We start from the raw sequence: 25,479 nt of genomic DNA, 5'->3' as shown, positions 1-25,479 counted from the left end.
CCATGGCCGCCGCGCACATGACTCAACGGAGAAGCCTCCGTGCTCCCGCATTGCTGCGCGGCGCTGCCCTGGCTGCGGCGCTGCTGGTGCCCGGCTGGGCGGCCGCGCAGGAGCCCGCCGCGATCGATCGCCTGCTGGGCCAGATGTACCCGCAGCTGGATACGCTGTACAAGGATCTGCACGCCCACCCCGAACTGGGCTTTGCCGAGACCCGAACCGCCGCCCGGCTGGCGAAGGAACTGCGCGGCCTAGGTTTCGAGGTGACGGAGCAGGTCGGCAAGACCGGCGTGGTGGCCCTGCTGCGCAACGGCACGGGCCCCACGGTGATGGTCCGTACCGACATGGACGCGCTGCCTATGGAGGAAAAGACCGGCCTGCCCTATGCCAGCCGCGCCAAGACCACCTGGAACGGCCGCGAGACCTTCGTGGCGCATAGCTGCGGCCACGACGTTCACATGGCGGCGTGGGTCGGCGTGGCGCGCACGCTGTCGGCTCTGAAGTCGCAGTGGCGCGGCACGCTTATGCTGGTTGCCCAGCCCGCGGAAGAAACCGGAGCCGGTGCGCGTGCCATGCTGGCCGACGGCCTGTTCACCCGCTTTCCCAAGCCCGACGTGGCGCTGGCGCTGCACACCGATCCGCGCCCCATCGGCACCGTCAGCTACGCGGTGGGGCCGATGACCTCGGCCGCCAACGAGGTGCAGATCACCTTCAAGGGCCGTGGCGGCCACGGCTCGGCGCCACACAAGGCGCTCGATCCGGTGATGATTGCCGCGCGCTTCATCGTCGACGTGCAGTCGGTCGTCAGCCGTGACAAGGACCCGATGGAGTTCGGCGTCGTCACCATCGGCGCGATGCAGGCGGGCAGCTCGGGCAACATCATCCCCGACCGGGTGGTGCTGCGCGGAACGATCCGCAGCTACGCACCGGCGGTGCGGGCACAACTGCTCGACGGCGTGCGCCGTGTCGCGCTTGCCTCGGCCGCAGCGGCTGGCGCGCCGGAGCCCGATATCGCGCTGCCGGACACCAGCTCCGCCACCGTCAATAACCCGGCCGTCGTGGCGAAGGTCGAGTCGGTGCTGAAGGCCGCATTGGGGGCCGACAACGTGACGCGCACGCCGCCGCTGACCACCAGCGAAGACTTCGCCGAATACGGCGCCGAGGGCGTGCCCTCGATGTTCTTCCTGGTCGGCGTCACCGACCCGCAGGAAGTGGCCGCCTCGCAGCGCCCCGGTGGCAAGCCGCTGGTGTTCAACCACTCGCCGCAGTTCGCGCCGCTGCCGGAGCCTTCCATCAAGACCGGCGTGAAGGCCATGAGCCTGGCGGCGCTGGGCTTCCTGGACAAGCCTTGACACGCATCATTGCTTGCCAGACGGCTGCGGCCCCTGCTCGGTACTTCCGCGCTGGGGCACGCCGGTTCTAGCGCGGCGTTTTGTTTTAATTTTTTGTGCTTTTGATCGATGCAACGCTTTGACCTGAACCAGATTGCGCCCAGCCCGTGGAAGAACGGGGGCGGCAGCACGCGCGAGATTGCCTGCTGGCCGCAGGGTGCGGGCATGGACAGCTTTGGCTGGCGCGTGAGCGTGGCCACGATTGCCCAGGCCGGCCCGTTTTCTGCATTTCCGGGCATAGACCGCCAGATCATGCTGCTCGATGGCGACGGGGTACGGCTGCACAGCGCCCATGCCGGGCTCGAGCATGCATTGACCGAGCGCTGGCAGCCATTCGCCTTTTCGGGCGATATGGCGCTGGATTGCGATCTGCTGGGCGGGCCGTCCAGCGACTTCAATGTCATGACCCGGCGCGGACAGTGGTCGGCCAGTCTGGAGCAGCTCGGCGGCCGGGCCGAGGCGGGGCTGAGCGCCGCAGGGCTTTGTATGGTGCTGGAGGGGGGCTGGAAATGCGCCGACGGGCGGATACTGCAAGCCGGTCAAGGCCTCTGGTGGACCAGCCCCCAGGCCGAGCCGCTGCTGGCGCAGGACGAGCAGGCCAGGCTGATCCTGGTCAGCCTGACGCCGCACAGCTAAAACACGAGCAGCTTGCACCTTTGAATTGGACGTTTCAATGCGTATTGATATGAAAAATCAGGAGTGGCAAGCGCATGAAGCTATGAAATCAGTAGTTTCATGGTTTGAATTGCCGTAATCGAACACTAGGAGCATCGCCATGACGCAAGTTATTTCCCATCTCGCAGTCTCTGCCGACGGCTGCTGGTACAACCTGCGTCTGGCGCCGGAGCTGTATGTCTCCGAAGTGGCGGATATTCCCGAGGGCACGCTGGCCTGTATCGTGGTGCAACAAGGCCGCATGGTCTGGGTGGGCCCGCAGGATGCCATGCCCGCCGAATACCAGGCGCTGCCCCGGCATGATGGCGCAGGGCGCCTGGCCACGCCGGGCCTGATCGACTGCCACACCCACCTGGTCTATGGCGGCGAGCGTGCCAACGAGTTCGCCATGCGCCTGGCCGGGGCCAGCTACGAGGAAGTGGCTAGGGCCGGCGGAGGCATCGTCTCCAGCGTCAGGGCCACGCGCGAAGCGTCGGAGGACGAGCTGGTGGCGCTGGCGCTGCCGCGTCTCGAGCAGTTGCTGGCCGAAGGCGTGACGGCCATAGAGATCAAGTCGGGCTACGGCCTGGCCCTGGAACACGAGCGCAAGCAGCTGCGCGCCGCACGGCGCCTGGGCGAGTTGTGTGCCGTGACCGTGCGCACCACCTTTTTAGGGGCCCATGCGCTGCCGCCTGAGTACGCGGGCCGCAGCCAGGAATACACGGATCTGGTCTGTCAGGTCATGCTGCCGGCGCTGGCCGCCGAAGGCCTGATCGATGCCGTCGACGTGTTCTGCGAGCGCATCGCCTTCTCGCTGGCCGAGACCGAGCAGGTCTTTCAGGCGGCCAAGGCATTGGGTCTGCCCGTCAAGCTGCATGCCGAGCAGCTGTCGAATATGGAGGGTGCAGCCCTCGCGGCCCGCTATGGCGCGCTGTCCTGCGACCATATCGAGCACTTGTCCGAACACGGCATTGACGAGATGAAGAGGGCCGGTACCGTGGCCGTGCTGCTGCCCGGAGCCTTCTATACGCTGCGCGACACCAAAGTGCCGCCGATTGAGGAATTAAGGGCCGCCAAGGTCCCCATGGCCGTTGCTACCGATCACAATCCGGGTACCTCCCCGTGCTTGAGCTTGCTGCTCATGGCCAATATGGCTTGCACGCTGTTCCGTCTGACGGTTCCCGAGGCTCTGGCCGGCATCACCCGACATGCAGCGCAGGCTCTGGGTCTGCAGGACGAGCAAGGCCTGATTGCCGTGGGCCGTCCCGCCAACTTCGTGCTCTGGCCCGTGAAGCAGGCTGCCGAACTGGCCTACTGGTTCGGCAGCAAGCCTGACTGTACGGTGGTGCGCCAGGGCCTGATTGCGCAGCAAGCCAAAGCCTGAAAGCGGGGAGCGCGAAAGGTTGCTGATGTCTCACGAACAATTTCTCAATGAACTGATTTCCACCCTGGGCGCCGATGTCGCGCTGCGCGGCACGGACACGCCCGAGCGTAGCCGCACCGACTGGAGCGGCACGCCCCCCCAGCAGCCGCTGGCGCTGGTGCGCCCACGGACCACGGAGGAAGTCAGCGCGGTCATGCGTCTGTGCAGCGCCCACCGGATTGCGGTAGTGCCGCAGGGCGGTCTGACCGGGCTGGCCGGTGCAGCGGTTCCGATGGAGGGGGCAGTGGCCCTGTCGCTGGATCGCATGAACCGCATCGAGGACATCGATGCCAAGACCGGGCTGATGCAGGTGCAGGCCGGCGTCACCCTGCAAGCCGTGCAGGAAGCGGCCGTCGATGTCGGCATGGTGTTCGGCGTGGATCTCGGCGCTCGCGGCAGCTGCCAGATCGGCGGCAACGTCTCCACCAACGCAGGCGGCAACGGCGTGCTGCAGCACGGCATGATGCGCGAGCAGGTGCTGGGCCTGGAAGTGGTGCTGGCCGACGGCACGGTGCTGCCCATGCTGCGCCCCATGATCAAGAACAACACGGGCTACGACCTCAAGCAGTTCTTCATCGGTGCCGAAGGCACGCTGGGCATCATCACGCGCGTGCTGCTGCGCCTGCGCCCCGCGCCCCAGGCCACGGCCACGACGCTGGTGGCCATGCCCGATTTCGACTCGGCGCTGGCCGTGCTCAAGCGCATGCAGTCGCGCTTCGGCAACAGCGTCGCGGCCTACGAGCTGATGTGGGACAGCTTTGTGCAGGCCTCCATGGCCTGGCTCAAGCTCGCTGCGCCTTTTGAGCAGCGCTACCCCTTGCTGGCCCTGATCAATGTGGATGGCAAGGACGAGGCGCAGCTGCAGGGCGATCTGCAGCAGGTGCTTGAGGAAGCCATGGAGGCCGGCGAGGTGCTCGATGCCATCGTGGCCCAGTCGGTCGCCCAGGTGCAGCAGCTGTGGAAGCTGCGCGAGGCACCGGCCGAGCTCAACAACAATATGCATCCCGCGATCAACTTCGACGTGAGCCTGCCCCAGGCCGACATCGGCCGCTTTGCCGAAGCCTGCATGCAGGCTTTTGCCGCGCGCTGGCCTGCGCACCAGGCGCTTTACTTCGGCCATGTGGGCGACGGCAATCTCCATGTCTCGGTGGATGGCAAGACCGTCAACGGCGAATGCGAGCAGGTGGAGGAGCTTCTCTACCGCATCGTGGGCGAGATGCAGGGCAGCGTCTCCGCGGAGCACGGCATAGGTCTGCACAAAAAGCCTTATCTGAGCAACAGCCGCACGCCCGCAGAGCTGGCGGCGATGCGGGCCATCAAGCTGGCCCTCGATCCCCTGGGCCTGATGAATCCCGGAAAGGTGTTTGATCTATGACGAATTCCCTGGTGGCCTCGCTGGCCCGGGCCCAGGTGCGCCCGCTGCCCGCGTACAACGCCGGCCTGTCCAACGAAGCGGTGCGGGCGCGCTATGGCGTGACCGATATCGCGCGACTGGCCAGCAATGAAAATCCCTTCGGTGCCAGCGCCTCGGTGCGCCGGGCGATTGCCGAGGTGGCCAACGATGTGGGTAACTATCCCGATGCCAACTGCACGGCCTTGCGCGAAGCCATTGCCGAGCGCACCGGGCTGCCCGCCGGGCGTCTGGTCTTCGGCGACGGCTCGGAAGACCTGATCAAGATTCTCTGCGAGGTCTTTCTCGCTCCCGGCGATCTGGTGGTGACCCAGCGTCCCGTGTTCGGCCTGCACGAAATCTATCCGAAGATGATGGGCGCGGAGGTCGAGCTCCTCGACCTCAACGAGGAGCTGGGCTTCGATCTGGGCGCCTGGTGCGCTGCCGTGGCCAAGGCCCCCAAGATCGCCTTCCTGCCCAACCCGTCCAACCCCGTGGGCTGCATGATGGATGCGGCGCAGTTTGCGCAGGTGCTGGAGGCCACGCCCGCCAACACCGTGCTGGTGGTGGATGAGGCCTATTACGAATACGCGCTGCATGACGATGACTACCCCGATGTGCTGGCCATGCTGGAGGCGCGTGTCGGGCCCTGGATCGTGCTGCGCACCTTCTCCAAGGCCTGGGGCCTGGCCGGTCTGCGCGTGGGCTACGGCATGGCCGACAGCGCCGAGCTGGTGGGCCTGATGGACAAGGTGCGCTCGCCCTTCAACGTGAACATGGCGGCCCAGCGCGCAGCGCTGGCCGCCTGGAACGATCCCGCGCACATGCGCAGCGGTGTGGCGACCACGGTGGCGCTGCGCGAAGATCTGCGCAGACAGCTGCTGGCGCTGGCAGGGCCGGGCCGGCCGCTACAAGGCCTGCGCATTGCGCCCTCGGTAGCCAACTTCCTGTTTCTCGACCTGGGCCGTCCCAATGGCCCGGTGACCGAAGCGCTGCTCAGGCAGGGCGTGATCGTCAAACCCTGGAAGGAGCCGGGCTTCGAGCATTTCCTGCGCGTGTCCATAGGCACCGAAGGCGACAACGCGCGTTTTGTACAGGCCTTGCTGGCCGCACTCGAGGCCTGAGCCATGAAGCCGTTCCGGGGCTGGACGATTGTGGCGGCGGCCCATGGCCTGCTCGCCCTGGCCTTCGGTGCAGCTTATTCCTTTGGCGCTTTTTTCAAGAGCATCCAGACGCAGTTCGATGCGGGCCGTTTCTCGGTGGGCTCGCTGTTTGCCGTGACAGCTTTGCTGTATTACTGCATGGGCGCTGTTGCCGGCCCCCTGGCCGACCGCATAGGCCTGCGCCGCGTGACCGGTGCGGGGGTCTTGCTGCTGACCACAGGCTTTGCGCTGGCCAGCCAGACCCGCTCGCTGGCGCAGCTGTTCGTGGTTTTCGGCCTGTTCGTGGGCGGTGGTGTGGGCCTGATCTACGTACCGGCCCTGGTGGCCGTGCAGCGCTGGTTCATACGGCTGCGCAGCCGTGCCTCCGGCCTGGCCTCGGCCGGCACCGGCGTCGGCACCTTCGCCGCGCCGCTGTTTGCGGGCTGGCTGCTGGAGTTGCAGAGCTGGCAGATCACCATGCAGTGGTTTGCGCTGGCCATCTTGCTGCTGGGACTGCCGGCCGCGCTGTCCATGGTCGGCCAGCCATCGCAGCTGGGTCTGAGCTGCGACGGCGATCCTCACCCTGCCCAGGCTGCAGCCCAGGCGCAGGGCATGGAGCTGTCCCAGGCCGTGCGCAGCAGCAGCTTCGGCTGGTTTTTCCTCGCCATTTTCCTGGCTTCGGTGAGCCTGTTTGCGGCCCTGGTGCATATCGCTCCCATGGCCCAGGGCCTGGATATCGATGCCGTTTCAAGCCAGTGGCTGATCGCCCTGATAGGCGCTGGCAATGTGCTGGGCCGGCCGCTGCTGGGCGGTCTCGGCGACAGGCTGGGAGCTCTGCGTCTGCTTATGGGTCTGAGCATTTTTCTGGCCCTGCTGCACTTGCTGTGGTGGCAGGCCCATGGCTGGGCCGCGCTTGCCGTGTTTGCCCTGCTGTTCGGCGCGGCGCATGGCGGCTGCATCGCCCTGTTTCCCGTCCTTGCCGCCCAGTGGTTCGGCACCTTGCGGCTGGGTGCCATTTTGGGCATTCTTTACATCAGCGTGGGGCTGGCGGCAGTCGTCGGCGCCAGCGCGTCCGGCTGGGTGTTCGACCAGACTGGCGGCTACACCCAGGCCATCCAGGTCAGCGCTGCGCTGGCCTTGCTGGCTGTGGCTGCGCTGGCGCTTGCGGCCCGTGGCCAGCGTTTGGTTTCCTCTCCTTCAGGCATTTCGAAATGATCATGCACTCTTCCTCCTCCAGCGGCACACTTTTTGCCGAAGACGCCTTACTGCCCACGGGATGGGCGCGCAATGTCCTGCTCAGCTGGGATGAGGGCGGGCGTCTGGCCGAGGTGCTCACCGATGTGGATCCGCAAAGCGGCGAGGCCGGCGAGGTCGATACCGCCATCCGCGCCGCCGGCCCGGTGATCCCAGGCATGCCCAATCTGCACTCGCATGCCTTCCAGCGTGCGTTCGGCGGTCTGACCGAGTTCCGTGGCCAGGCGCAGGACAGCTTCTGGAGCTGGCGCAAGCTGATGTACGGCTTTGCCAACCGCATGACACCCGAGGCGCTGGAAGCGATTGCGACCTGGCTGTACCTGGAGATGCTGGAGGCAGGTTACACCTCGGTCTGCGAGTTCCACTATGTGCACCATGATGTAGGCGGCAAGCCCTATGCCAACGATGCCAGCCTGTCCCTGGCACTGCTGCGTGCGGCGCAGAAGACCGGCATCGGCATGACCTTGCTGCCCGTGCTCTATCAGACCAGCGGCTTCGGGGGGCTGCCGCCTCGCGAGGATCAGGCCCGCTTCATTCGCAGCACGGACAACATGCTCTCCTTGCTGCAGCAGCTGGAGCCCGTGACCAGGGTGCAGCAGGCAGCCCTGGGCCTGGCTCCGCATTCGCTGCGCGCCGTGCCGCCGGACAGCCTCAAGACCGCGCTCGCAGGCCTGCACGCCATGCTGCCCAAGGCGCCGGTGCACATCCATATCGCCGAACAGACCCAGGAGGTGGACGACTGCCTGGCCTGGAGTGGCCAGCGCCCCGTGCAATGGCTGCTCGAGCATGCGCCCGTCGATGCGCGTTGGTGCCTGGTTCATGCCACGCATATGACGCCCGAGGAATATGCGGGCGCGGCGCGCAGCGCTGCCGTGGTCGGCATCTGTCCCACCACCGAAGCCAATCTTGGTGATGGGATTTTCGATATGCCGGCGTGGCTCAGGCATGGCGGCCGCTGGGGCATTGGCTCGGACAGCCACGCCACGGTCAACGCGGCCGAAGAGCTGCTGATGCTCGAATACAGCCAGCGCCTGAACCTGCGCCAGCGCAATGTGCTCGGCGGCGGTGCCCAGCCCCAGGTGGCGACCTCCATGACCTTGCAGGCGGTGGCCGGCGGTGCCCAGGCATCCGGCCGCGCCATTTCCGGTCTGGCCGTGGGCCAGCAGGCCGACTTCGTGGTGCTCGATGCCCGGCATGTGGCCCTCAACGGCCTGCCAGCCGACAGCGGCCATGCAGCCCATGTGTTTGCAAGCCATCGCACCTCGGCCATAGCCGATGTCTGGGTTCGCGGCCAGCAGCGCGTGCAGGCAGGCCGCCATGCGCTGCACGAGGTCGCGCAACAGGGCTTTGTCCTGGCCCGCAGGGCATTGCTGCAAGGCGCCTGAGGGCGGCTGCATTCAGATTTTTGACAGAAGAGAGACGCTCCATGAGCCAAGCCATCGCCCCCTTTGTCTTCCACCAGGGTACGGCACCGCTGCTGATTTCCATGCCGCATACCGGCACCCATGTACCGGCCGACATTGCGGCCAGGCTCACGCCCGAAGGGCGCGAAGTCCACGACACCGACTGGCATATGCCGCAGCTCTACGACTTCGCCAAGGCGCTGGGCGCATCCATTCTGGTTGCCACGCATTCGCGCTATGTCATCGATCTGAACCGTCCGCCCGATGGTGCCAGCCTCTATCCGGGCCAGAGCGTGACCGGGCTGTGTCCGGTTGACGGCTTCGACAGCAAGCCCCTGTATGCCAGCAAGGACCTGGAGCCCGACGAGGCGGAAGTCGCGCGCCGCCGCGAACTCTACTGGCAGCCCTATCATGCGCAGCTGCGCTCCGAGCTCGATCGCATCAAGAGCCAGCACGGCGTGGCCATGCTGTGGGATGCGCACAGCATCCGCTCGGTGCTGCCGCGCTTTTTCGAGGGCAAGCTGCCCGACCTGAACCTGGGCACCGCCGACGGCAAGAGCTGCGCGCCGGCGCTGGCCCAGCAACTGCTGGACATTGCACGGCAGGCACCGGGCCACACCAGCGTGCTCAACGGTCGCTTCAAGGGTGGCTTCATCACGCGCAACTATGGTCAGCCGGAGCAGGGCTTTCACGCCGTGCAGCTGGAGATGACGCAGTCCAGCTATATGCAGGAGCAGATGCCTTTTGACTACCTGCCCGAGGTCGCGGCCCGTATCCAGCCCACCATGCAGCGTCTGCTGCAGGCCGTGCTGGCCTTCGCCCAAGCCAGCGGCCGCTGAGCCCAGGCTAGTGGCCCTCGGCCTGCAGCTCGTCGCCTAGCCAGCGGCGGGGCCCTGGGCCGCCGCGCTGGCATTGGTCGCCGGGGTTGTACATGCTGCAGGCCTTGAGCGACAGACAGCCGCAGCCTATGCACTGGTTGAGGCTGTCGCGCAGGCGCTGCAGCTCGGTGATGCGCTCGTCCAGCCGCTGCTGCCAGATGCGCGACATCTTCTGCCAGTCGCCGCCTGTAGGCACGTGCCGCGTCGGCAGCCGTGCCAGCTGCGCGGCGATCTCCTCCAGCGTGAAGCCCACACGCTGCGCAAACACGATGTAGGCAATGCGCCGCAGGCCCGAGCGGTGGTAGCGCCGCCTGCCGCCGGGGCTGCGCACCGATTCGATCAGACCCAGCGACTCGTAGAAGCGCAGCGCCGATGCGTTGACGCCGCTGCGCTGCGCGAAGTCGCTGATGCTCATCAGCGGATCATCCTCAGTTTTCATGATGTCTTTCTCCGGAGCTTGACTTAAAGTTCACTTGAACTTGAAGAATGCCGCCATTGTGATCGATAGCCGGTGGAGCCGCAATCAGCGGCCCAAGTGCTGGCCGGAGTTCTTCTGATATCCGTAGCTGTATTCGCTTGATGAAAAACGACTTCAGATGGTTTTGTGCCTGAAGTCATTTGGTGAATTGCGGCAGCAGCTATCTTTATTGAATCTCTCTCAGCCACCTGCCAATGCTTGTCACAAGCCTGGCTGCTCCTGCGTCTTGTAGGCAGAGGTGGCCGTTCCGTCAGGCCTGCTGCCGCCAGCAGGGCGGGCGCATTCATTCTGGGAGAGTCCATATGTCAGTCCATTCCACGCCGCCGCTGCGGCCCTTGCTGCTGGCCAGCGGCCTCGCGGCGCTGGTCCTGCTTTCGGGCTGCGACCGTCCCGGCGCGGGCGATGCCCATGCCGGCAACGGCCCGCCGCCCGCGCCCGAGGTGCAGGTAGTCGAGGTTGCCTTGCAGGCCATACGCCCCTGGGACGAGTTCAATGGCCGCATCGAGGCCGTGGAGTCGGTGCAGCTGCGCTCGCGCGTGTCGGGCTATATCGAGCGCATCGCCTTCGTCGAAGGCCAAGAGGTGAAGAAGGGCCAGCTGCTGTTCGTGATCGACCAGCGGCCCTATCGTGCGGCCCTGGCCAGCGCCCAGGCCCAGCTCGAACGCGCGCGTGCCGCTGCCGGGCTGGCGCAGACGCAGGACCAGCGCGCGCGCCAGCTGGTGGCCGAGAATGCGGTCTCGCGCGAGGAGGCCGACACGCGGGCCGCAACGCTGGCCCAGGCCACGGCCCAGGTGCGTGCGGCCGAGGCCGAGCTGGCCACCGCACGGCTGCAGCTCGACTTCACCGAGGTGCGTGCGCCCATCACGGGCCGTGCCAGCCGCGCCCTGCTCACCGTGGGCAATATGGCCCAGGCCGACCAGAGCGTGCTGACCACCCTGGTCTCGCAGGACCCGGTGTATGCGTATTTCGATGCCGACGAGCACAGCTTTCTGCGCTACCAGAAGGCAGGTCTGGCCGGCCTGAGCGGCCAGGGCCGCGCGGTGCGCGTCGCCCTGGTCGGCGACAGCGGCTTTCCCCATGCGGGCACGCTGGACTTCAGCGACAACCAGCTCCAGTCGGGCACGGGCACCATGCGTTTGCGCGCGCGCCTGGCCAACCCAGACCGGATGCTGACGCCAGGCCTGTTCGCACGCGTGCAGATGCAAAGCGGCCCGGACCGGCAGGAGGCCGAGACCCAGGCGCTGCTGATCGACGACAAGGCCGTGCTCACCGACCAGGACCGCAAGTACGTCTATGTGGTGGGCGCAGGCAATCTGGCCGAGCGCCGCGACCTTACGCTGGGTCGCATGGTCGATGGCCGGCGCCTGGTAGAAAAAGGCCTGGCTGCGGGTGACCGGCTGGTGGTGGGCGGCGTGCAGCGCATCTACTACCCCGGCATGCCCGTCAATCCCAGGCCGGTGGCATCAGCTACCGCGCAGCCCGTGCCCGCCGCTGCGCAGTAAGGGGGAGTGCCATGGACTTCTCCAAATTCTTCATAGACCGGCCCATCTTCGCGGTCGTGCTCTCCATCATCATGTTCGCCGTCGGTCTGGTGGCCATTCCGCAGCTGCCAGTGGGCGAGTACCCCGAGGTCGTGCCGCCCAGCGTGGTGGTGCGCGCCACCTATCCGGGAGCCAATCCCAAGGAGGTCGCAGAGTCGGTGGCCGTGCCGCTGGAGGAAGCCATCAACGGGGTCGAAGGCCTGATGTACATGAAGTCGGTCGCGGCTTCGGACGGCAGCCTGCAGGTGGTCGCCACCTTCCGCCCCGAAATCGACCCCGACACCGCCGCCGTGCGCGTGCAGAACCGTGTCAGCCAGGCCCAGAGCCGGCTGCCCGAGGAGGTGCGGCAGTTCGGCGTGACCACGCAGAAGCAGGCGTCCACGCCGCTGATGTACGTGGGCCTGGTCTCCAAGGATGGCAAGCATGATGCGCTGTACCTGCGCAACCATGTCACGCTCAAGATCAAGGATGTGCTGGCGCGCATTCCCGGCGTGGGCGACGTGGGCATCTATGGCGCGGGCGACTATGCGATGCGCGTCTGGCTGGACCCGCACAAGGTGGCGGCACGCCAGCTCACGGCCGGCGAGGTGATCGCCGCCATCCGCGAGCAGAACATCCAGGTCTCGGCCGGCCAGCTGGGCGCCGAGCCCAGTGCGCAGAAGTCCGACAAGCTGCTGTCCATCAATGTGCGCGGGCGGCTGAAGACGGCCGAGGAGTTCGGCGACATCGTGCTCAAGAGCGGCGAAGGCGGCCAGGTCGTGCGTCTGGCCGACGTGGCGCGCATCGAGCTGGGCGCCAGCGACTACACGCTGCGTTCGTGGAGCGACACCAAGAACATGGCGGCCGTGGGCATCTTCCTGTCGCCGGGCGCGAATGCGCTGGGCGTGGCCGAGCAGGTCTACGCGGCCATGGACCGGCTCTCCAAGGACCTGCCCGAAGGCGTGGCCTTCGAGTCCGTCTGGGACCCCACGGTCTTTGTGCGCGACTCGATCAAGGCCGTGCAGAACACGCTGATCGAGGCCGTGATCCTCGTGGTGTTGGTGGTCATCGTCTTTCTGCAGACCTGGCGCGCCTCCATCATTCCGCTGCTGGCCGTACCCGTGTCCATCATCGGCACTTTCGCGGGCCTGTATCTGCTGGGCTATTCCATTAACACGCTGACGCTGTTCGGCCTGGTGCTGGCGATCGGTATCGTGGTGGACGACGCCATCGTCGTGGTCGAGAACGTGGAGCGCTACATCGAACAGGGCCACAGCCCGCAGGAGGCGGCCCATCTGGCCATGAAGGAGGTCTCCGGGCCCATCATCGCCATCGCACTGGTGCTGTGCGCGGTTTTTGTGCCCATGGCTTTTCTAAGCGGCGTCACGGGCCAGTTCTATCAGCAGTTCGCGGTGACCATCGCCATCTCCACGGTGATATCGGCCATCAACTCGCTGACCCTGTCGCCGGCTCTGGCGGCCAAGCTGCTGCAGCCGCACGGCGCACCGCGCGATGCGCTGGCGCGCGTCATCGACAAGGGCCTGGGCTGGCTCTTCCGGCCCTTCAACCGCTTCTTCGATCGCAGCGCCCACGGCTACCAGAACTCGGTGGGCCGCTCGCTGCGCCGACGCGGCCTGGTGTTCGCAGTCTATGCGGCGCTGCTGGCCGGCACCGCCGTGCTGTTCCATGCCGTGCCCGGCGGTTTCATTCCCATGCAGGACAAGCTCTACCTGTTTGCCGGCGCCAAGCTGCCCGAAGGCGCGTCGCTGAACCGCACCGATGCGGTCACGCGCCAGATGGTGGAGACGGCCAAAAGCGTGGATGGCGTGGACATGGTCGCGGCCTTCGCGGGCTTCAATGCGCTGCAGTCCACGACCACGCCCAATCTGACCAGCTCCTACATCATGCTCAAGCCCTTCGGCGAGCGCACACGCAGCGCCGAGGCCATCAATGCCGAACTGGGTGCCAAGTTCGCGCAGATCGAGGGCGGCTTCGCCTATGCGCTGATGCCGCCGCCCATCCAGGGCCTGGGCAACGGATCGGGCTATTCGCTGTTCCTGCAGGACCGCGCAGGCCTGGGCTATGCAGCGCTGCAGCAGGCGCTTGAGGCCTTTCAGGCCGAGATTGCCAAGACGCCGGGCATGACCTACCCGGTCAGCAGCTACCAGTCCAACATTCCGCAGCTGGAAGTGAAGGTGGACCGCATCAAGGCCAAGGCCCAGGGCGTGGCGCTGACCGATCTGTTCCAGACCCTGCAGGCCTATCTGGGCTCGGTCTACGTCAATGACTTCAATGCCTTCGGCCGCGTCTGGCGCGTGATGCTACAGGCCGATGCCGACTACCGTCAGGCCGTGGAGGACATTGCCCAGTTGCGCACGCGCAACGCGCGCGGCGAGATGGTGCCCATAGGCTCCATGGTCACCGTGGTGCCCAGCTACGGACCCGATCCGGTGCTGCGCTACAACGGCTTTCCGGCCGCCGACCTGATCGGCGACTCCGATCCGCGCCTGCTGTCCTCGGCCGAGGTGCTGACCAAGCTGCAGGAGATCGCGCAGCGCACGCTGCCGCGCGGCATCGAGCTGGCCTGGACGGATCTGAGCTACCAGCAGGTCGAGCAGAGCCATGCCGCGGCCGTGGTCTTCGTGATCGCCGTGATGCTGGTCTTCCTGGTGCTGGCCGCGCTCTACGAAAGCTGGACCCTGCCGCTGGCCGTGATCCTGATCGTGCCCGTCTGTATCTGCGCGGCGCTGTTCGGCGTGTGGCTGGCCGGGGGCGACAACAACGTCTTCGTGCAGGTGGGCCTGGTGGTGCTGATGGGCCTGGCCTGCAAGAACGCGATTTTGATCGTGGAGTTCGCACGAGAGCTGGAGATGCGCGGCTCGCCAACAGTCGATGCCGCGCTGCAGGCCTGCCGCCTGCGGTTGCGCCCCATCGTCATGACCTCCATCGCCTTCATCGCGGGCGCCGTGCCCTTGCTGATCGGCGGCGGCGCAGGCAGCGAGGTGCGGGCGGCCACGGGTGTGACGGTGTTCTCGGGAATGCTGGGCGTGACCCTGTTCGGCCTCTTCCTCACGCCGGTGTTCTACGTCACGCTGCGCCGCCTGTCGGGCCGGTCGCTGGCGACCCGCACGCCTGTCCAACCCGCTTCAACTGTTGCACCCGCATCCCTGGAGGGCCGCCATGTCTGAGATCCCCCAACCTCTGCGCCGGCATGCTCTGGCATATGCCGTGGCGGGCCTTGCGACCCTGCTGGCAGGCTGCGCCGTCGGCCCCGATTTCCGCACGCCCGAGCTGCCTCAGGCCGGCGCGCAGTTTGCGCGGGCCGAGCCGTCTGCAGTCCTGAAGCAGGCATCGCCCGAGGCCGGTTCGGATGCCGCGTTCTGGCGCCAGTTCCAGGATGCGCAACTCACGCAGCTGGTCGAGCAGGCCCTGCGGGCCAACCAGGATCTGCGCGCTGCGCTGGCGCGGCTCGATGCGGCCCAGGCCCTGCTGCGCGAAAGCCGTCTTGATCAGTTCCCGACGCTTACCCTGTCGGGCCAGGCGCTGCAGCAAAGACGCAGCGAAAGCCAAGCCATGGGCGGGTCGCGCAGCCAACGCAGCTACAGCGCCGGAATCAATGCGACCTGGGAGCTGGATCTGTTCGGTCGCGTGCGCCGCAACATCGAAGCCGGCAGCGCTGAGCTGCGTGCGAGTGCCGCCGATATGGCTGCGCTGCAGGTCGCCATTGCGGCCCAGGTCGCGGCCAGCTACGCCGACCTGCGCGGCTGGCAGCAGCGCCTGCAGCTGGCCGAGGCCAATGCCGCCAATCAGCAGGACACGCTGCGCCTGGTTCAGCTGCGGCTGGCGCATGGCAGCGGCACCGATTTCGACCTGGCGCGCGCCCAGGCGCAGCTGGAGACCACGCGCTCGCGCATTCCCGTGCTGCAAGCCCGGATTGCCGTGGCACAGCATCGGCTGGCCGTGCTCACCGGCCAGGTGCCCGAGGCACTGATCGCGGCGCTGAACGCGCCCACCGCGTTGCCTCAGTTGCCAGAGACCATCGCTCCCGGCACGCCCGCCGAGCTGTTGCGTCGTCGCCCCGATGTAGCCGCCGCCGAGGCGCGTCTGCATGCGGCCACGGCGCGGGTGGGCGTGACTACGGCCGAGCTGTTCCCGCGCCTGTCGCTGGGCGGTCTGCTGGGCAGCTCCGCTCTCAGCACGGGCGCGCTGTTCGAGGCCGGCAGCGTCAGCCGCAGCGTGTTCCTGGGCGTGGACTGGTCTTTCCTCGACGTGGGCCGCGTACGCGCGCGCATCGCTGCCAGCGAAGCGGGCGCCCAGGTCGCGCTGGCCCAGTACCAGCAAAGCGTGCTGCTGGCGCTGGAGGACACCGAGAACGCCCTGGTGCTTCTCACGCGCACCCGCAGCGAGGACGCCCATCTGGCCCAGGCCGCCGAGCAGCGAGCACGGGCCGAGCAGCTCGCGCAGCGCCGCTACCGCCTGGGTAGCGTGGGCCTGTACGAGGTGCTGGACGCGCAGCGCGACCTCTACGCGGCCCAGGACGCGGCGGCCGACAGCCGCGCGCGCGGCCTGCGTGCCGCCGTGGCGCTGTACCAGGCGCTGGCTGGCGGCTGGGAGGGCCAGTCGCCGGCCAGGCCTATGATGGCGTTGCAATGACGCTTTCGCTGTTTCCTGCCGACTCCCTGCCCGCCGAAATCATTGATGACGGTGCCGTGCTGCTGCGCGGCTTTGCGGCAGCCGAGGAGCAGCGCTGGGTGGCCGAGGTGACAGCCTTGCAGACGCGGGCCGCATTTCGCACCATGCAGGTGCCCGGCGGCAAGTTCATGTCGGTGGCGATCACCAACGCCGGCGGCTGGGGCTGGATTTCGGATCTGCAGGGCTATCGCTACAGCGCCGTCGATCCGCAGACCGGCAAGCCCTGGCCTGCCATACCGGCTTTTCTGGGCGAGCAGGCCGCCAGGGCGGCGGCGCTGGCCGGCTATCCGGGGTTTGCACCCGATGCCTGCCTGATCAACCGCTATCAGCCGGGCGCGCGCATGGGCTTGCACCGCGACCAGGACGAGCATGACTTTGCTGCGCCCATAGTCTCGGTCTCGCTGGGCTTGCCTTGCCGTTTCCTCTGGGGCGGGCTGACGCGCCAGAGCCCCACCCGGCGCCTTGCGCTCACCCATGGCGATGTGCTGGTCTGGGGCGGGCCCTCACGCCTGGTGTTCCATGGCGTCGCTCCGCTCAGGGAGGGCCAGCACCCGCTGCTTGACAATGAGCGCTGGAATCTGACGTTCCGCATGGCCAAGGCTCGCTACCCGGCAGGCCAGCCATCGGAATAGGCGCTGGCGACAGGGCAATGCCCGGCTGCCCGGCAAAGCCGGCCAGCTTTCCTACAATGGCGTTCTATGAGCCAGTCGCACCCCACCCCCGCCTACACCCGAGCCCAGGAGCTGCCCGCAACGCTTGCCAAGCGCCTCGTCATTCTTGACGGCGCCATGGGCACCATGATTCAGCGTTTCAAGCTGGGCGAGGCTCAGTATCGCGGCGAGGGCTATGCCGGTGCCGACGGTGCGGGCGAGCGCTTCAAGGACTTCGCCCATGACGTCAAGGGCAACAACGAACTGCTGTCGCTGACCCGTCCCGACGTGATTCGCGACATCCATGAGAAATACCTGGCTGCCGGCGCCGATCTGATCGAGACCAATACCTTTGGCGCGACCACGATTGCGCAGGAGGACTATCACATGGCCGACCTGGCCTATGAGATGAACCTCAAGAGCGCCCAGCTGGCGCGTGCGGCCTGTGACAAGTACAGCACGCCCGATCACAAGCGCTATGTGGCCGGCGCCCTGGGCCCCACGCCCAAGACGGCCTCCATCAGCCCCGATGTGAACGACCCTGCCGCGCGCAACATCACTTTCGAGCAGCTGCGCCAGGCCTATCTGGAGCAGACGTTGGCGCTGATTGAAGGCGGCGCCGACGTGATCCTGGTCGAAACCATTTTCGACACCCTCAACGCCAAGGCCGCGCTGTTTGCCGTGGACGAGGCCTTCGAGCAGACCGGCGAGCGCCTGCCCATCATGATCAGCGGCACGGTGACCGATGCCTCGGGCCGGATTCTGAGCGGACAGACCGTGACGGCCTTCTGGCACAGCGTGCGCCACAGCAACCCGCTGTCCGTGGGGCTGAACTGCGCCCTGGGCGCCACGCTGATGCGTCCCTATGTGCAGGAACTGGCCAAGGCGGCTCCCGACACCTTCATCAGCTGCTATCCCAATGCCGGCCTGCCCAACCCCATGAGCGACACCGGTTTTGACGAAACGCCCGAGATCACCAGCCGTCTGGTGCACGAGTTCGCGGCCGAAGGTCTGGTCAATATCGTGGGCGGCTGCTGCGGCACCACGCCCGACCATATCGGTGCCATTGCCAAGGCCGTGCAGGCCACGGCCACGCGCAAGCTGTTCTACCCGGCCGAGGCCTGATTCCGCCTGGAATGGTTCGCCCCTGATCCGCGCATCGGATCGCCGGCGTGAACCATGCGGCCCGGCACGATCCGGGCAGCCCTGGTGCTTGAGCCACAAGCATTGGCAGCATCTTTTTCCGATGCTTATTCGCAGGGGCGGGCACAATGGCCTGATTCCGGCTTTGATACCCTGCCACCGTCGACCGCATGACTGCACCACTGCAACCTGTTGCCCCCGTACTGCCCGTGCCCACGGGCCAGGCGGCTGTGCAGGTCGGCAATGTGGCAGCAGCCGCTGTCTCGGATCTTCCCGCAGCCCAGCAGCTGCCCGCCGCTCAGGCGACGCCCCCGGCGACCAGCATGGTGCAGTGGTCGCCGCAAACCTTGCAGAACCTCAAGCTCCAGGCCTTTGAGCATCTGATTGCGCAGCTGGCACTGCAGGTGCAAGCCCAACCCGGTGTGCCTGCGGCAAGCTGGCCCAGTCAGGGCCTGCCAGCGGCCGTGCAGCAGTTTGTGCAAAGCCTGCTCGCGCAGGTTCAGGTCAGCCTGCAGGGACAGGCACAGCCCTTGCAGCTGCTGGCCGGCCAGCAGGGATCGGTTGCGCTGATGCAGGCCTTGGCGCAGGCCGCGGTGTCTGGCGCGCAGCCGCCCAGCTCGGCTTTGCAGACGGCCGCGGCCCTGTCGCCCACGGCGGCCGTGGCGCTGGAGCAGGCACAGCAGGGCATGGCGGCAGCACCTGCAGGTGGCGCTGCCGCACCGCGTCTGCCCCAGCTGCAGAACTGGCTGGTGCAACAAGGCACGCTGGTCACGCCGCAAGGCGAGCGCAGCTTTTCCCTGACATTGCAGGTGCCCGCCGCCTGGGCGCAGGCTGTGGGCGCGGCAAGCATCCCGACAGTCCAGGGGCCGGGGGCGGCCCTGCGTCTGCCCATGGCGGATCCGGGTGTCTTGAGCCGCGGTCCTCTGGCTCTGGTGGTGCAGCCGCAGTCGCCCGCGGCGACCAGCACACTTGCCACCAGCGCATTGCTGTGGCTGGAGCTGCAGCCCGTCACGGCGAGCACTGCTCAGGCGACGCCGGCACAGATGGCCGGTCTGCCCCTGAACCTGCCCGCACCGGCGCTGGCGCAGGAAGTGCAGCAACTGCTGCAGAACAAGTCCGATCCCTGGCTGATGATGGCCGCGGCCCAGGCCGCCAATGCCCTGCCTGTGCCGCGCCGCAGCGGCGAGCACCGTTCGCATCTGTGCATGACCGAAGGCTGCCAGTACCAGGGCCTGGCACCCTGCGCCCAGCCGTTTTGCAGCGAGATGAATCGCATCTGGGCAGCCTCCGGCGTGGCGCGCAGCGGCTGAACCAAGCTGACGCAGGGCTGGACTCTGCGCGGGCCGCACTTTCATAATGCTTCCCGTTGCCTGCTTTTTGAGCAGGCTTCTCGGGTCGGAATTGGCAGCCAGGCTGCCAGCCATGTTCCGGCTGTCTTCAGTGCATCAGGCAGGGCCTGACTGCCTGTCATCACCTCATCTCACAGGTCTTCGACCTTCTCTGTCTTCTGCTGTGCCAAGAGCTGGCTGCGGGGGGCAGTGACTTCACAATTCAAGGAGAACCACCGGCATGCGCTTGCGTACTGGCATTGCTTGTTCCACATGTTTCACTCTTTTGTCTGCCGTGCTGCCTGCGGCGGCCCAGTCGTCCAGCGTCAGCATTGGCGGTCTGATCGACGGCGGCATTTATCGCGGCTTTGATGGCACGGCGCAGGCCGGCACGATTCAGCGCAGCAATCTTGCGATTGCCGGCTGGGAGGACCTGGGCGGTGGCCTCAAGGCCACCTTCCGCCTGAGCGCACGTTTCGATATCGATACCGGGCGCCTGGAGGATCAGGGCCGCAAGCCGTTCTGGCACGACGAGTCCACGGTGGGCTTGCAGGGCGGCTTTGGCCACTTGCGCCTGGGCCGCGCCCTGTCGGCCATGTGGTCGCAGGACTGGAAGTTCGACCCCTGGGCCAATTTCAACCGCATTTCCTCGCCGGCCTGGTATCAGTGGCACTACCTCACGCCTACCGACCGCTACAGCAACAACGGCACCGCCGAGTATGGGCGCATGGCCAATGGCATCTTCTACGACTCGCCCACGGTGGCCGGCTTCACCCTGCATCTGAGTGCCTCGCCGGAGCGCACCGAGGTACCGCTGACCTTGCGCCGCGAAGGGCGCGGTTATTCGGCCTCTCTCAACTACGACTCGGACAGCCTGAGCGGGATGCTGGCCTTCGAGCGCAACGGCAGCGGTGACAAGGACACTTTCGTGGCTGGCAAATACCGCTTTGGCGCAGCCGCCGTGATGGCCGCCTGGGACTATTCGCGCGTGGCACAGACGGCACTCTCGGCCAAGGCCGTGACGTTGGGCGCCACCTATCAGATGGGACAGACCACGCTGAAGGCCGGTTATGGACGCCAGCGCATGCAGGAGCAGACCAATCATTTCTACTCCCTGGGCGCCGACTACGCGCTGTCCAAGCGCACCACGCTCTATGCCAGCCTGGGGCGCAAGAGCTACGAGTACGGCGCGGACTCGGGAACTTCGTTCGGCGTGGGCATGGCTCACGCCTTCTAAGCCCAGGCCTCCAGCCCCACAGCCGCAGCCTTGCTGCGGCTTTTTTGCGCCCGGTGCGAATGTCCAACAAGAGTTGAGGGAATTAAATCCGCCAGTTTGGGGTGTTTGTGCGCCTTTGCACGGGCGGTACAGCACTGTTTCTGGCCCTGATCCAGGCCTTGTCCGGGTAAAAATCGCCAAAAACCATGTTTTTTGCCGATATCTACGCTCTTCCTCGTTGAAATCCAAGGTCTGAATCTGGTGTATTCCATTTAATTGAGTGCACAAGAGCTCAATTTGGCAGAAGTTATGGCTGGCTGTTTCTAATGAGTGCTGAAAATCTGTCAAATGCATTGAAATGGCGCTCAAAAATAGCGCTTCTTGCTGCAACTCTTTGGCTGGCAACTATTTGCATGCTGGCTCTGTAAATCCTTGATTTTTTTGCCCAAAATGCGCGGCATTCCCCCGATTGAGGAGAGACCGCGATGTCCTATTCCGTGCCCGAGCAAGACAACCCAGTGCGCGCCGCCGACGCGCAGCAAGCCGCCGCCTGCGGCAGCCAGACCATGCACTGGCATGCGCCGGCCAAGCCCGCCGCGGCCTCCGAAGCGCAGCGCTGGCCCGTGGAGGCAGTGCAGTCCTTGCTGGACCTGCCTTTTCTGGACTTGTTGCACCGTGCTCAGAGCGTGCACCGTGAGAACTGGCCTGCAGGCGAGATCGAGCTGGCGACCCTGCTGTCCGTCAAGACCGGCGGCTGCCCCGAGAATTGCGGCTATTGCCCGCAGTCGGCCGAGTTCGATACGGGCGTGAAGGCCGAGAAGCTGATGAGCGTGGAGGAAGTCACCCGCGCCGCCAAGGCGGCCCAGGATGCCGGAGCCACCCGCTTTTGCATGGGCGCTGCCTGGCGCGCGCCCAAGGACCGCGACATCGAGAAGATGAACGAGCTGATCGGTGCCGTGAAGGGGCTGGGCATGCAGACCTGCGCCACGCTGGGCATGCTGCAGCCCCATCAGGCGGCATCGCTGCGCGATGCGGGTCTCGACTATTACAACCACAACCTCGACACCGCGCCCGAGTACTACAAGGATGTGGTCAGCACGCGCCAGTACCAGGACAGGCTGGACACGCTGGCTGCCGTGCGCGATGCGGGCATCAGCGTCTGCTGCGGCGGCATCATCGGCATGGGCGAGACCGAGGTCCACCGTGCCGGCCTGATTGCCCAGCTCGCGAACATGGAGCCCTATCCCGAGTCCGTGCCCATCAACAGCCTGGTGCCCGTGCCCGGCACGCCGCTGGCCGACAGCGAGCCGGTGGATCCGCTGGACTTTGTCCGTGTGATCGCCGTGGCGCGCATCACCATGCCCAAGGCCCGCGTGCGCCTGTCGGCGGGCCGCCAGCAACTGGGCGAGGCCGTGCAGACCCTGTGCTTCATGGCGGGAGCCAATTCCATCTTCTACGGCGACAAGCTGCTGGTGACCGGCAATCCCGATGTGGAGGCCGATACCACCTTGATGCGCAAGCTGGGGCTCAAGGGCCTGGGGGCATCGGCCGCGAGCTGATCCCTGATTCTTCCCCGGCCATCGCGCCGGGGCTTTCTCATTGCAAATTGCATGGCCCTGCCTCTGGTGCGGGCCAGGCCGCGCTGCGCCTGCGTTTTGACAAGGCGGGTGATTCGCCTCAGGAGTTTTTGATGGAACACAGTCTTGCCAGCCGCAGCGTGCGCCATGTCTGGCATCCCTGCACCCAGATGAAGCGGCACGAAGCCGCGCCGCCGATTGCCATTGACCACGCCACCGGGCCCTGGCTGGTGGACACCGAGGGCCGCCGTTATCTGGACGGCATCAGTTCCTGGTGGGTCAATCTGTTCGGTCACTCGCATCCGCATATCCGGGCGGCGCTGACCGAGCAGATGCGCAAGCTCGATCATGTGATGCTGGCCGGCTTCACCCATGCCCCCGTGGTCGAGCTGTCCGAGCGCCTGGCCGGCCTGACCGGCCTCGGTCATGCGTTCTACGGCAGTGACGGCGCTTCGGCCACCGAGATCGCGCTGAAGATGAGTGCCCATTACTGGCGCAACCAGGGGCATTCTGCCAAGCACCGCTTCGTGGGCCTGGCCGGCGGCTACCACGGCGAGACGGTAGGCGCGCTGTCGGTCACCGATATTGCGCTGTTCCGCGACGCCTACGGCCCTCTGGTGCGTCTGTCGGCCACCGTGCCCAGCCCCGATGCACGCCAGGCCAGACCCGGCGAATCCGCTGCCGATGTGGCGCGCCGCGCAGCAGAGGGCCTGGAGGCCTGGCTGCAAGCGCATCACCAGGAGACTGCAGCCTTGATTCTGGAGCCGCTGGTGCAGTGCGCAGCCGGCATGGCCATGCATGACGCCGAATACCTGCGCCTTGCCCGGGCGCTGTGCGATCGCTATTCCGTGCATCTGGTGGTGGATGAGATCGCCGTGGGCTTTGGCCGTACCGGCAGCCTGTTTGCCCACCAGCAGGCCGGCATCAGGCCGGACTTCATCTGTCTGTCCAAGGGTTTGACCGGCGGCACGCTGCCCTTGTCTGCCGTGCTGACGACCGATGAGGTCTATGCCGCTTTTTATGACGACGATGCTGTGCGCGGCTTTCTGCACTCGCATTCCTATACCGGAAACCCCCTGGCCTGCCGCGCTGCCGTGGCCACGCTGGAGCTGTTCGAGCAGTTGGACCAGCTGGCTGCCAATCGGCAGCTGGCCCTGAAAATCAGTGCAGCATTCGCCGGGCTGAATGCTCACCCCCGTGTCAGCAACCCGCGCCAGCAGGGAATGATCTGGGCCTGGGACATCGATACCTCCCTGCCGGACTTTGCACAGCTCTATCACCAGGCGGCGCTGGATCTCGGTCTGCTGCTGCGCCCCATTGGGCGCACGCTGTACTGCATGCCGCCCTATGTGCTGGACGATGCCGATATCACCCACCTGGGTCAGGCCGCGCTGGCCGCGCTGAACACCACCTTGCAGCAGGAAGCGGAGCTTGCCGCGCAGAAGGGAAACGCATGATCGGCTGTTTCGTCACGGGCACCGATACCGGTGTGGGCAAGACCCTGGTCTGCTGCGCACTGCTGCACGCACTGGCAGCCCATCATCCGCGCGTGGTGGGCATGAAAGCCGTGGCTGCAGGCGCCGATCCCGACGGGCAGGGCGGCTGGGTCAACGAAGACACGGTGGCCTTGCGCGCTGCCTCCACGCTGGCCGTGCCGGCAGTGCTGGACAACCCCGTGCTGCTGCCAGACCCCATGTCGCCGCATATCGCGGCCCGGCGCGCGGGCGTGGAGGTGACGCTGACGCCGATTCTCGACGCCTACCGGCAGCTGGCCGCGCAGGCCGATGCCGTGGTGGTCGAGGGGGCGGGTGGCTGGCGCGTGCCGCTGTCCGAGACTCTGTGCATTGCCGATCTGGCCGTGGCGCTGCAGTTGCCGGTGGTGCTGGTGGTGGGCCTCAAGCTCGGTTGCCTGAACCATGCGGTGCTGACCGCCGAGGCGATTCGCGCAGCAGGCTTGCCGCTGGCGGGCTGGGTGGCCAGCCGTGTGGAGCCGCAGATGCTGGTGCCCGAGGAAAACATGGACTGGCTGCGCAACCAGCTGGGACGGCTTGGCGCGCCGCTGCTGGCCGATATTCCGTGGCAGGCCACTCCCGATCCTCGCCTGACCAGTTTCTCCTTACCCAAGGAATGGCAATGACAGCATCTTCCAATTTCTGGCTGCAGGACATTCCACGGCAGCTGGCAGCCCTGGACGCCGCCGCGCTGCGCCGTACCCGCCGTACCGTGGCGCCCCTGCAAGGCGCGCGCATTCTGGTCGACGGGCAGCCCATGCTGCAGTTCTGCAGCAACGACTATCTGGGGCTGGCACAGCACCCGGCCATGATTGAGGCGGCCTGCGCCGGTGCGCAGGATTTCGGTGTGGGCTCGGGCGGCTCTCCCATGGTCAACGGCCATAGCTCGGCCAATGCCGCGCTGGAGGAGGAACTGGCCCGCTTTGTGCAGCTGCCCCGTGCGCTTTACTTCTATGCCGGGTTTGCCACCAACGCCAGCATCATTCCGGCCCTGGTGGGGGCGGGCGATGCCATTTTCTCTGACGCTCTGAACCACGCCAGCCTGATCGACGGCTGTCGCCTGTCGCGTGGCCAGATCCACCGTTTCGAGCATGGCGATCTGGCTGCATTGGAGCAGCTGCTGGCTGCTTGCCCGGTGCAGCGCAAGCTGGTGGTGAGCGATGCCGTCTTCAGCATGGATGGCAATGTGGCAGATATCGAGGGGCTGCTGGCACTGTGCGAGCGCTACGACGCGTTGCTGCTGCTCGACGATGCCCACGGCTTCGGCGTGCTCGGCCCGCAAGGCCGTGGCAGCCTCGCGGCTGCGGGGCTGACGGGGGTCAAGGCCTCGCCGCGTGTGCTTTACATGGCCACGCTGAGCAAGGCGGCCGGCGTCTCGGGCGCCTTTGTGGCAGGTCATGAGTTGCTGATCGAGTGGCTGCTGCAGAAAACGCGCAGCTACACCTTTGCGACGGCCGCCCCTGCGATGCTGGCGCGTGCATTGCAAACCAGTCTGCAGCTGATTGAGGAGCAGAGCGCTTTGCGCGAGCAGCTGCAGGCTCGTATTGCCCAGCTGCGCGCGGGTCTGCAGCCCTTGTTGCAGGGCAAGGGCTGGCGGCTTTTGCCATCGGACACGGCCGTGCAGGCACTGGTGGTGGGCGGCAACGACGCTGCGCTCGGCCTTATGGAGGGGCTGCGCCGCCATGGCCTGTGGGTGCCCGCGATTCGCCCTCCCACCGTGCCCGTGGGCACGGCTCGGCTGCGTATCGCCTTGTCGGCGCTGCATACCGAGGCCGATGTGAAGCAATTGCTGGCGGCGCTGCAGGAGCTTGCCGGCTGAGGCCTGGCCGTTT

The 25,479-nt window shown here is 66.5% G+C and carries 20 protein-coding genes; 19 read left to right on the top strand and 1 reads right to left on the bottom strand.

Features of this window, described 5'->3' with window-relative positions; all coding sequences use genetic code 11:
• Nucleotides 1-2 precede the first annotated feature (2 nt).
• The 8 genes from EIC84_RS11805 to hutG all read left to right on the top strand — a co-directional run bounded on the left by EIC84_RS11805 (nt 3) and on the right by hutG (nt 9,493).
• Nucleotides 3-1,349 carry an amidohydrolase gene (locus tag EIC84_RS11805; protein WP_167598999.1) on the top strand — a complete coding sequence of 449 codons (1,347 nt, stop codon included), beginning with the start codon at nt 3-5 and terminating at the stop codon, nt 1,347-1,349.
• A gap of 108 nt (nt 1,350-1,457) precedes the next feature.
• Nucleotides 1,458-2,024 carry a HutD family protein gene (locus tag EIC84_RS11800; RefSeq protein WP_003070573.1) on the top strand — a complete coding sequence of 189 codons (567 nt, stop codon included), beginning with the start codon at nt 1,458-1,460 and terminating at the stop codon, nt 2,022-2,024.
• A 139-nt stretch (nt 2,025-2,163) separates the two neighbouring features.
• Complete coding sequence (hutI, locus tag EIC84_RS11795) at nt 2,164-3,426, top strand: imidazolonepropionase (RefSeq protein WP_003070570.1); 1,263 nt, start codon at nt 2,164-2,166, stop codon at nt 3,424-3,426.
• A gap of 25 nt (nt 3,427-3,451) precedes the next feature.
• Nucleotides 3,452-4,840 carry an FAD-binding oxidoreductase gene (locus EIC84_RS11790; RefSeq protein ID WP_034363399.1) on the top strand — a complete coding sequence of 463 codons (1,389 nt, stop codon included), beginning with the start codon at nt 3,452-3,454 and terminating at the stop codon, nt 4,838-4,840.
• Nucleotides 4,837-5,979: a histidinol-phosphate transaminase gene (locus tag EIC84_RS11785; RefSeq protein ID WP_003070563.1), complete on the top strand. Its 1,143-nt coding sequence runs from the start codon at nt 4,837-4,839 to the stop codon at nt 5,977-5,979. The genes EIC84_RS11790 and EIC84_RS11785 overlap by 4 nt, the downstream gene beginning before the upstream one ends.
• A gap of 3 nt (nt 5,980-5,982) precedes the next feature.
• Nucleotides 5,983-7,212, top strand: coding sequence for an MFS transporter (locus tag EIC84_RS11780; RefSeq protein ID WP_003070560.1), 1,230 nt, complete (start codon nt 5,983-5,985; stop codon nt 7,210-7,212).
• Nucleotides 7,209-8,636 carry a formimidoylglutamate deiminase gene (locus EIC84_RS11775; RefSeq protein WP_003070557.1) on the top strand — a complete coding sequence of 476 codons (1,428 nt, stop codon included), beginning with the start codon at nt 7,209-7,211 and terminating at the stop codon, nt 8,634-8,636. Before EIC84_RS11780 ends, EIC84_RS11775 begins: the two co-directional genes overlap by 4 nt.
• A gap of 41 nt (nt 8,637-8,677) precedes the next feature.
• Nucleotides 8,678-9,493 carry an N-formylglutamate deformylase gene (gene hutG / locus EIC84_RS11770; protein ID WP_003070554.1) on the top strand — a complete coding sequence of 272 codons (816 nt, stop codon included), beginning with the start codon at nt 8,678-8,680 and terminating at the stop codon, nt 9,491-9,493.
• A 7-nt stretch (nt 9,494-9,500) separates the two neighbouring features.
• Here the strand turns inward: hutG and soxR are convergent, their stop codons facing one another.
• The gene (gene soxR, locus EIC84_RS11765; protein WP_003070551.1) at nt 9,501-9,971 is read right to left on the bottom strand and encodes a redox-sensitive transcriptional activator SoxR; all 471 of its coding nucleotides are present in this window, start codon (nt 9,969-9,971) and stop codon (nt 9,501-9,503) included.
• Between the two features lie 341 nt (nt 9,972-10,312).
• On the opposite strand from soxR, the gene EIC84_RS11760 reads away from it, so the two are divergent.
• The 11 genes from EIC84_RS11760 (at nt 10,313) to bioF (ending at nt 25,466) form a co-directional block, all read left to right on the top strand.
• Nucleotides 10,313-11,512 (top strand): efflux RND transporter periplasmic adaptor subunit, encoded by a 1,200-nt coding sequence (locus tag EIC84_RS11760; protein WP_003070548.1) that lies wholly within the window; start codon nt 10,313-10,315, stop codon nt 11,510-11,512.
• A gap of 11 nt (nt 11,513-11,523) precedes the next feature.
• Nucleotides 11,524-14,718 (top strand): efflux RND transporter permease subunit, encoded by a 3,195-nt coding sequence (locus tag EIC84_RS11755; RefSeq protein WP_003070545.1) that lies wholly within the window; start codon nt 11,524-11,526, stop codon nt 14,716-14,718.
• Nucleotides 14,711-16,183 (top strand): efflux transporter outer membrane subunit, encoded by a 1,473-nt coding sequence (locus tag EIC84_RS11750; protein ID WP_003070543.1) that lies wholly within the window; start codon nt 14,711-14,713, stop codon nt 16,181-16,183. Before EIC84_RS11755 ends, EIC84_RS11750 begins: the two co-directional genes overlap by 8 nt.
• Entirely contained in the window at nt 16,180-16,854 is a 675-nt protein-coding gene (gene alkB / locus EIC84_RS11745; RefSeq protein ID WP_003070541.1) for a DNA oxidative demethylase AlkB, read from the top strand. The genes EIC84_RS11750 and alkB overlap by 4 nt, the downstream gene beginning before the upstream one ends.
• A gap of 66 nt (nt 16,855-16,920) precedes the next feature.
• Complete coding sequence (locus EIC84_RS11740; RefSeq protein ID WP_003070538.1) at nt 16,921-17,997, top strand: homocysteine S-methyltransferase family protein; 1,077 nt, start codon at nt 16,921-16,923, stop codon at nt 17,995-17,997.
• Nucleotides 17,998-18,185: 188 nt separating this feature from the next.
• Nucleotides 18,186-19,325 carry a hypothetical protein gene (locus EIC84_RS11735; protein ID WP_003070537.1) on the top strand — a complete coding sequence of 380 codons (1,140 nt, stop codon included), beginning with the start codon at nt 18,186-18,188 and terminating at the stop codon, nt 19,323-19,325.
• 259 nt (nt 19,326-19,584) lie between these two features.
• Nucleotides 19,585-20,580 carry a porin gene (locus EIC84_RS11730; RefSeq protein WP_003070535.1) on the top strand — a complete coding sequence of 332 codons (996 nt, stop codon included), beginning with the start codon at nt 19,585-19,587 and terminating at the stop codon, nt 20,578-20,580.
• Nucleotides 20,581-21,125: 545 nt separating this feature from the next.
• Entirely contained in the window at nt 21,126-22,118 is a 993-nt protein-coding gene (bioB, locus tag EIC84_RS11725) for a biotin synthase BioB (RefSeq protein WP_046461199.1), read from the top strand.
• A 131-nt stretch (nt 22,119-22,249) separates the two neighbouring features.
• Nucleotides 22,250-23,593 (top strand): adenosylmethionine--8-amino-7-oxononanoate transaminase, encoded by a 1,344-nt coding sequence (bioA, locus tag EIC84_RS11720; RefSeq protein WP_034363395.1) that lies wholly within the window; start codon nt 22,250-22,252, stop codon nt 23,591-23,593.
• Complete coding sequence (gene bioD / locus EIC84_RS11715) at nt 23,590-24,273, top strand: dethiobiotin synthase (protein WP_003070529.1); 684 nt, start codon at nt 23,590-23,592, stop codon at nt 24,271-24,273. The genes bioA and bioD overlap by 4 nt, the downstream gene beginning before the upstream one ends.
• A complete protein-coding gene (bioF, locus tag EIC84_RS11710; RefSeq protein ID WP_003070527.1) occupies nt 24,270-25,466 on the top strand; it encodes an 8-amino-7-oxononanoate synthase in 1,197 nt (398 codons plus the stop codon). Before bioD ends, bioF begins: the two co-directional genes overlap by 4 nt.
• Nucleotides 25,467-25,479 lie beyond the last annotated feature (13 nt).

It is taken from the genome of Comamonas sp. A23 (assembly GCF_004522605.1).
GTDB classification, from domain to species: domain Bacteria; phylum Pseudomonadota; class Gammaproteobacteria; order Burkholderiales; family Burkholderiaceae_C; genus Comamonas; species Comamonas thiooxydans.
The sequence above is the reverse complement of the archived record's forward strand: the minus strand, read 5'-3'. Positions and strand labels throughout refer to the sequence as shown.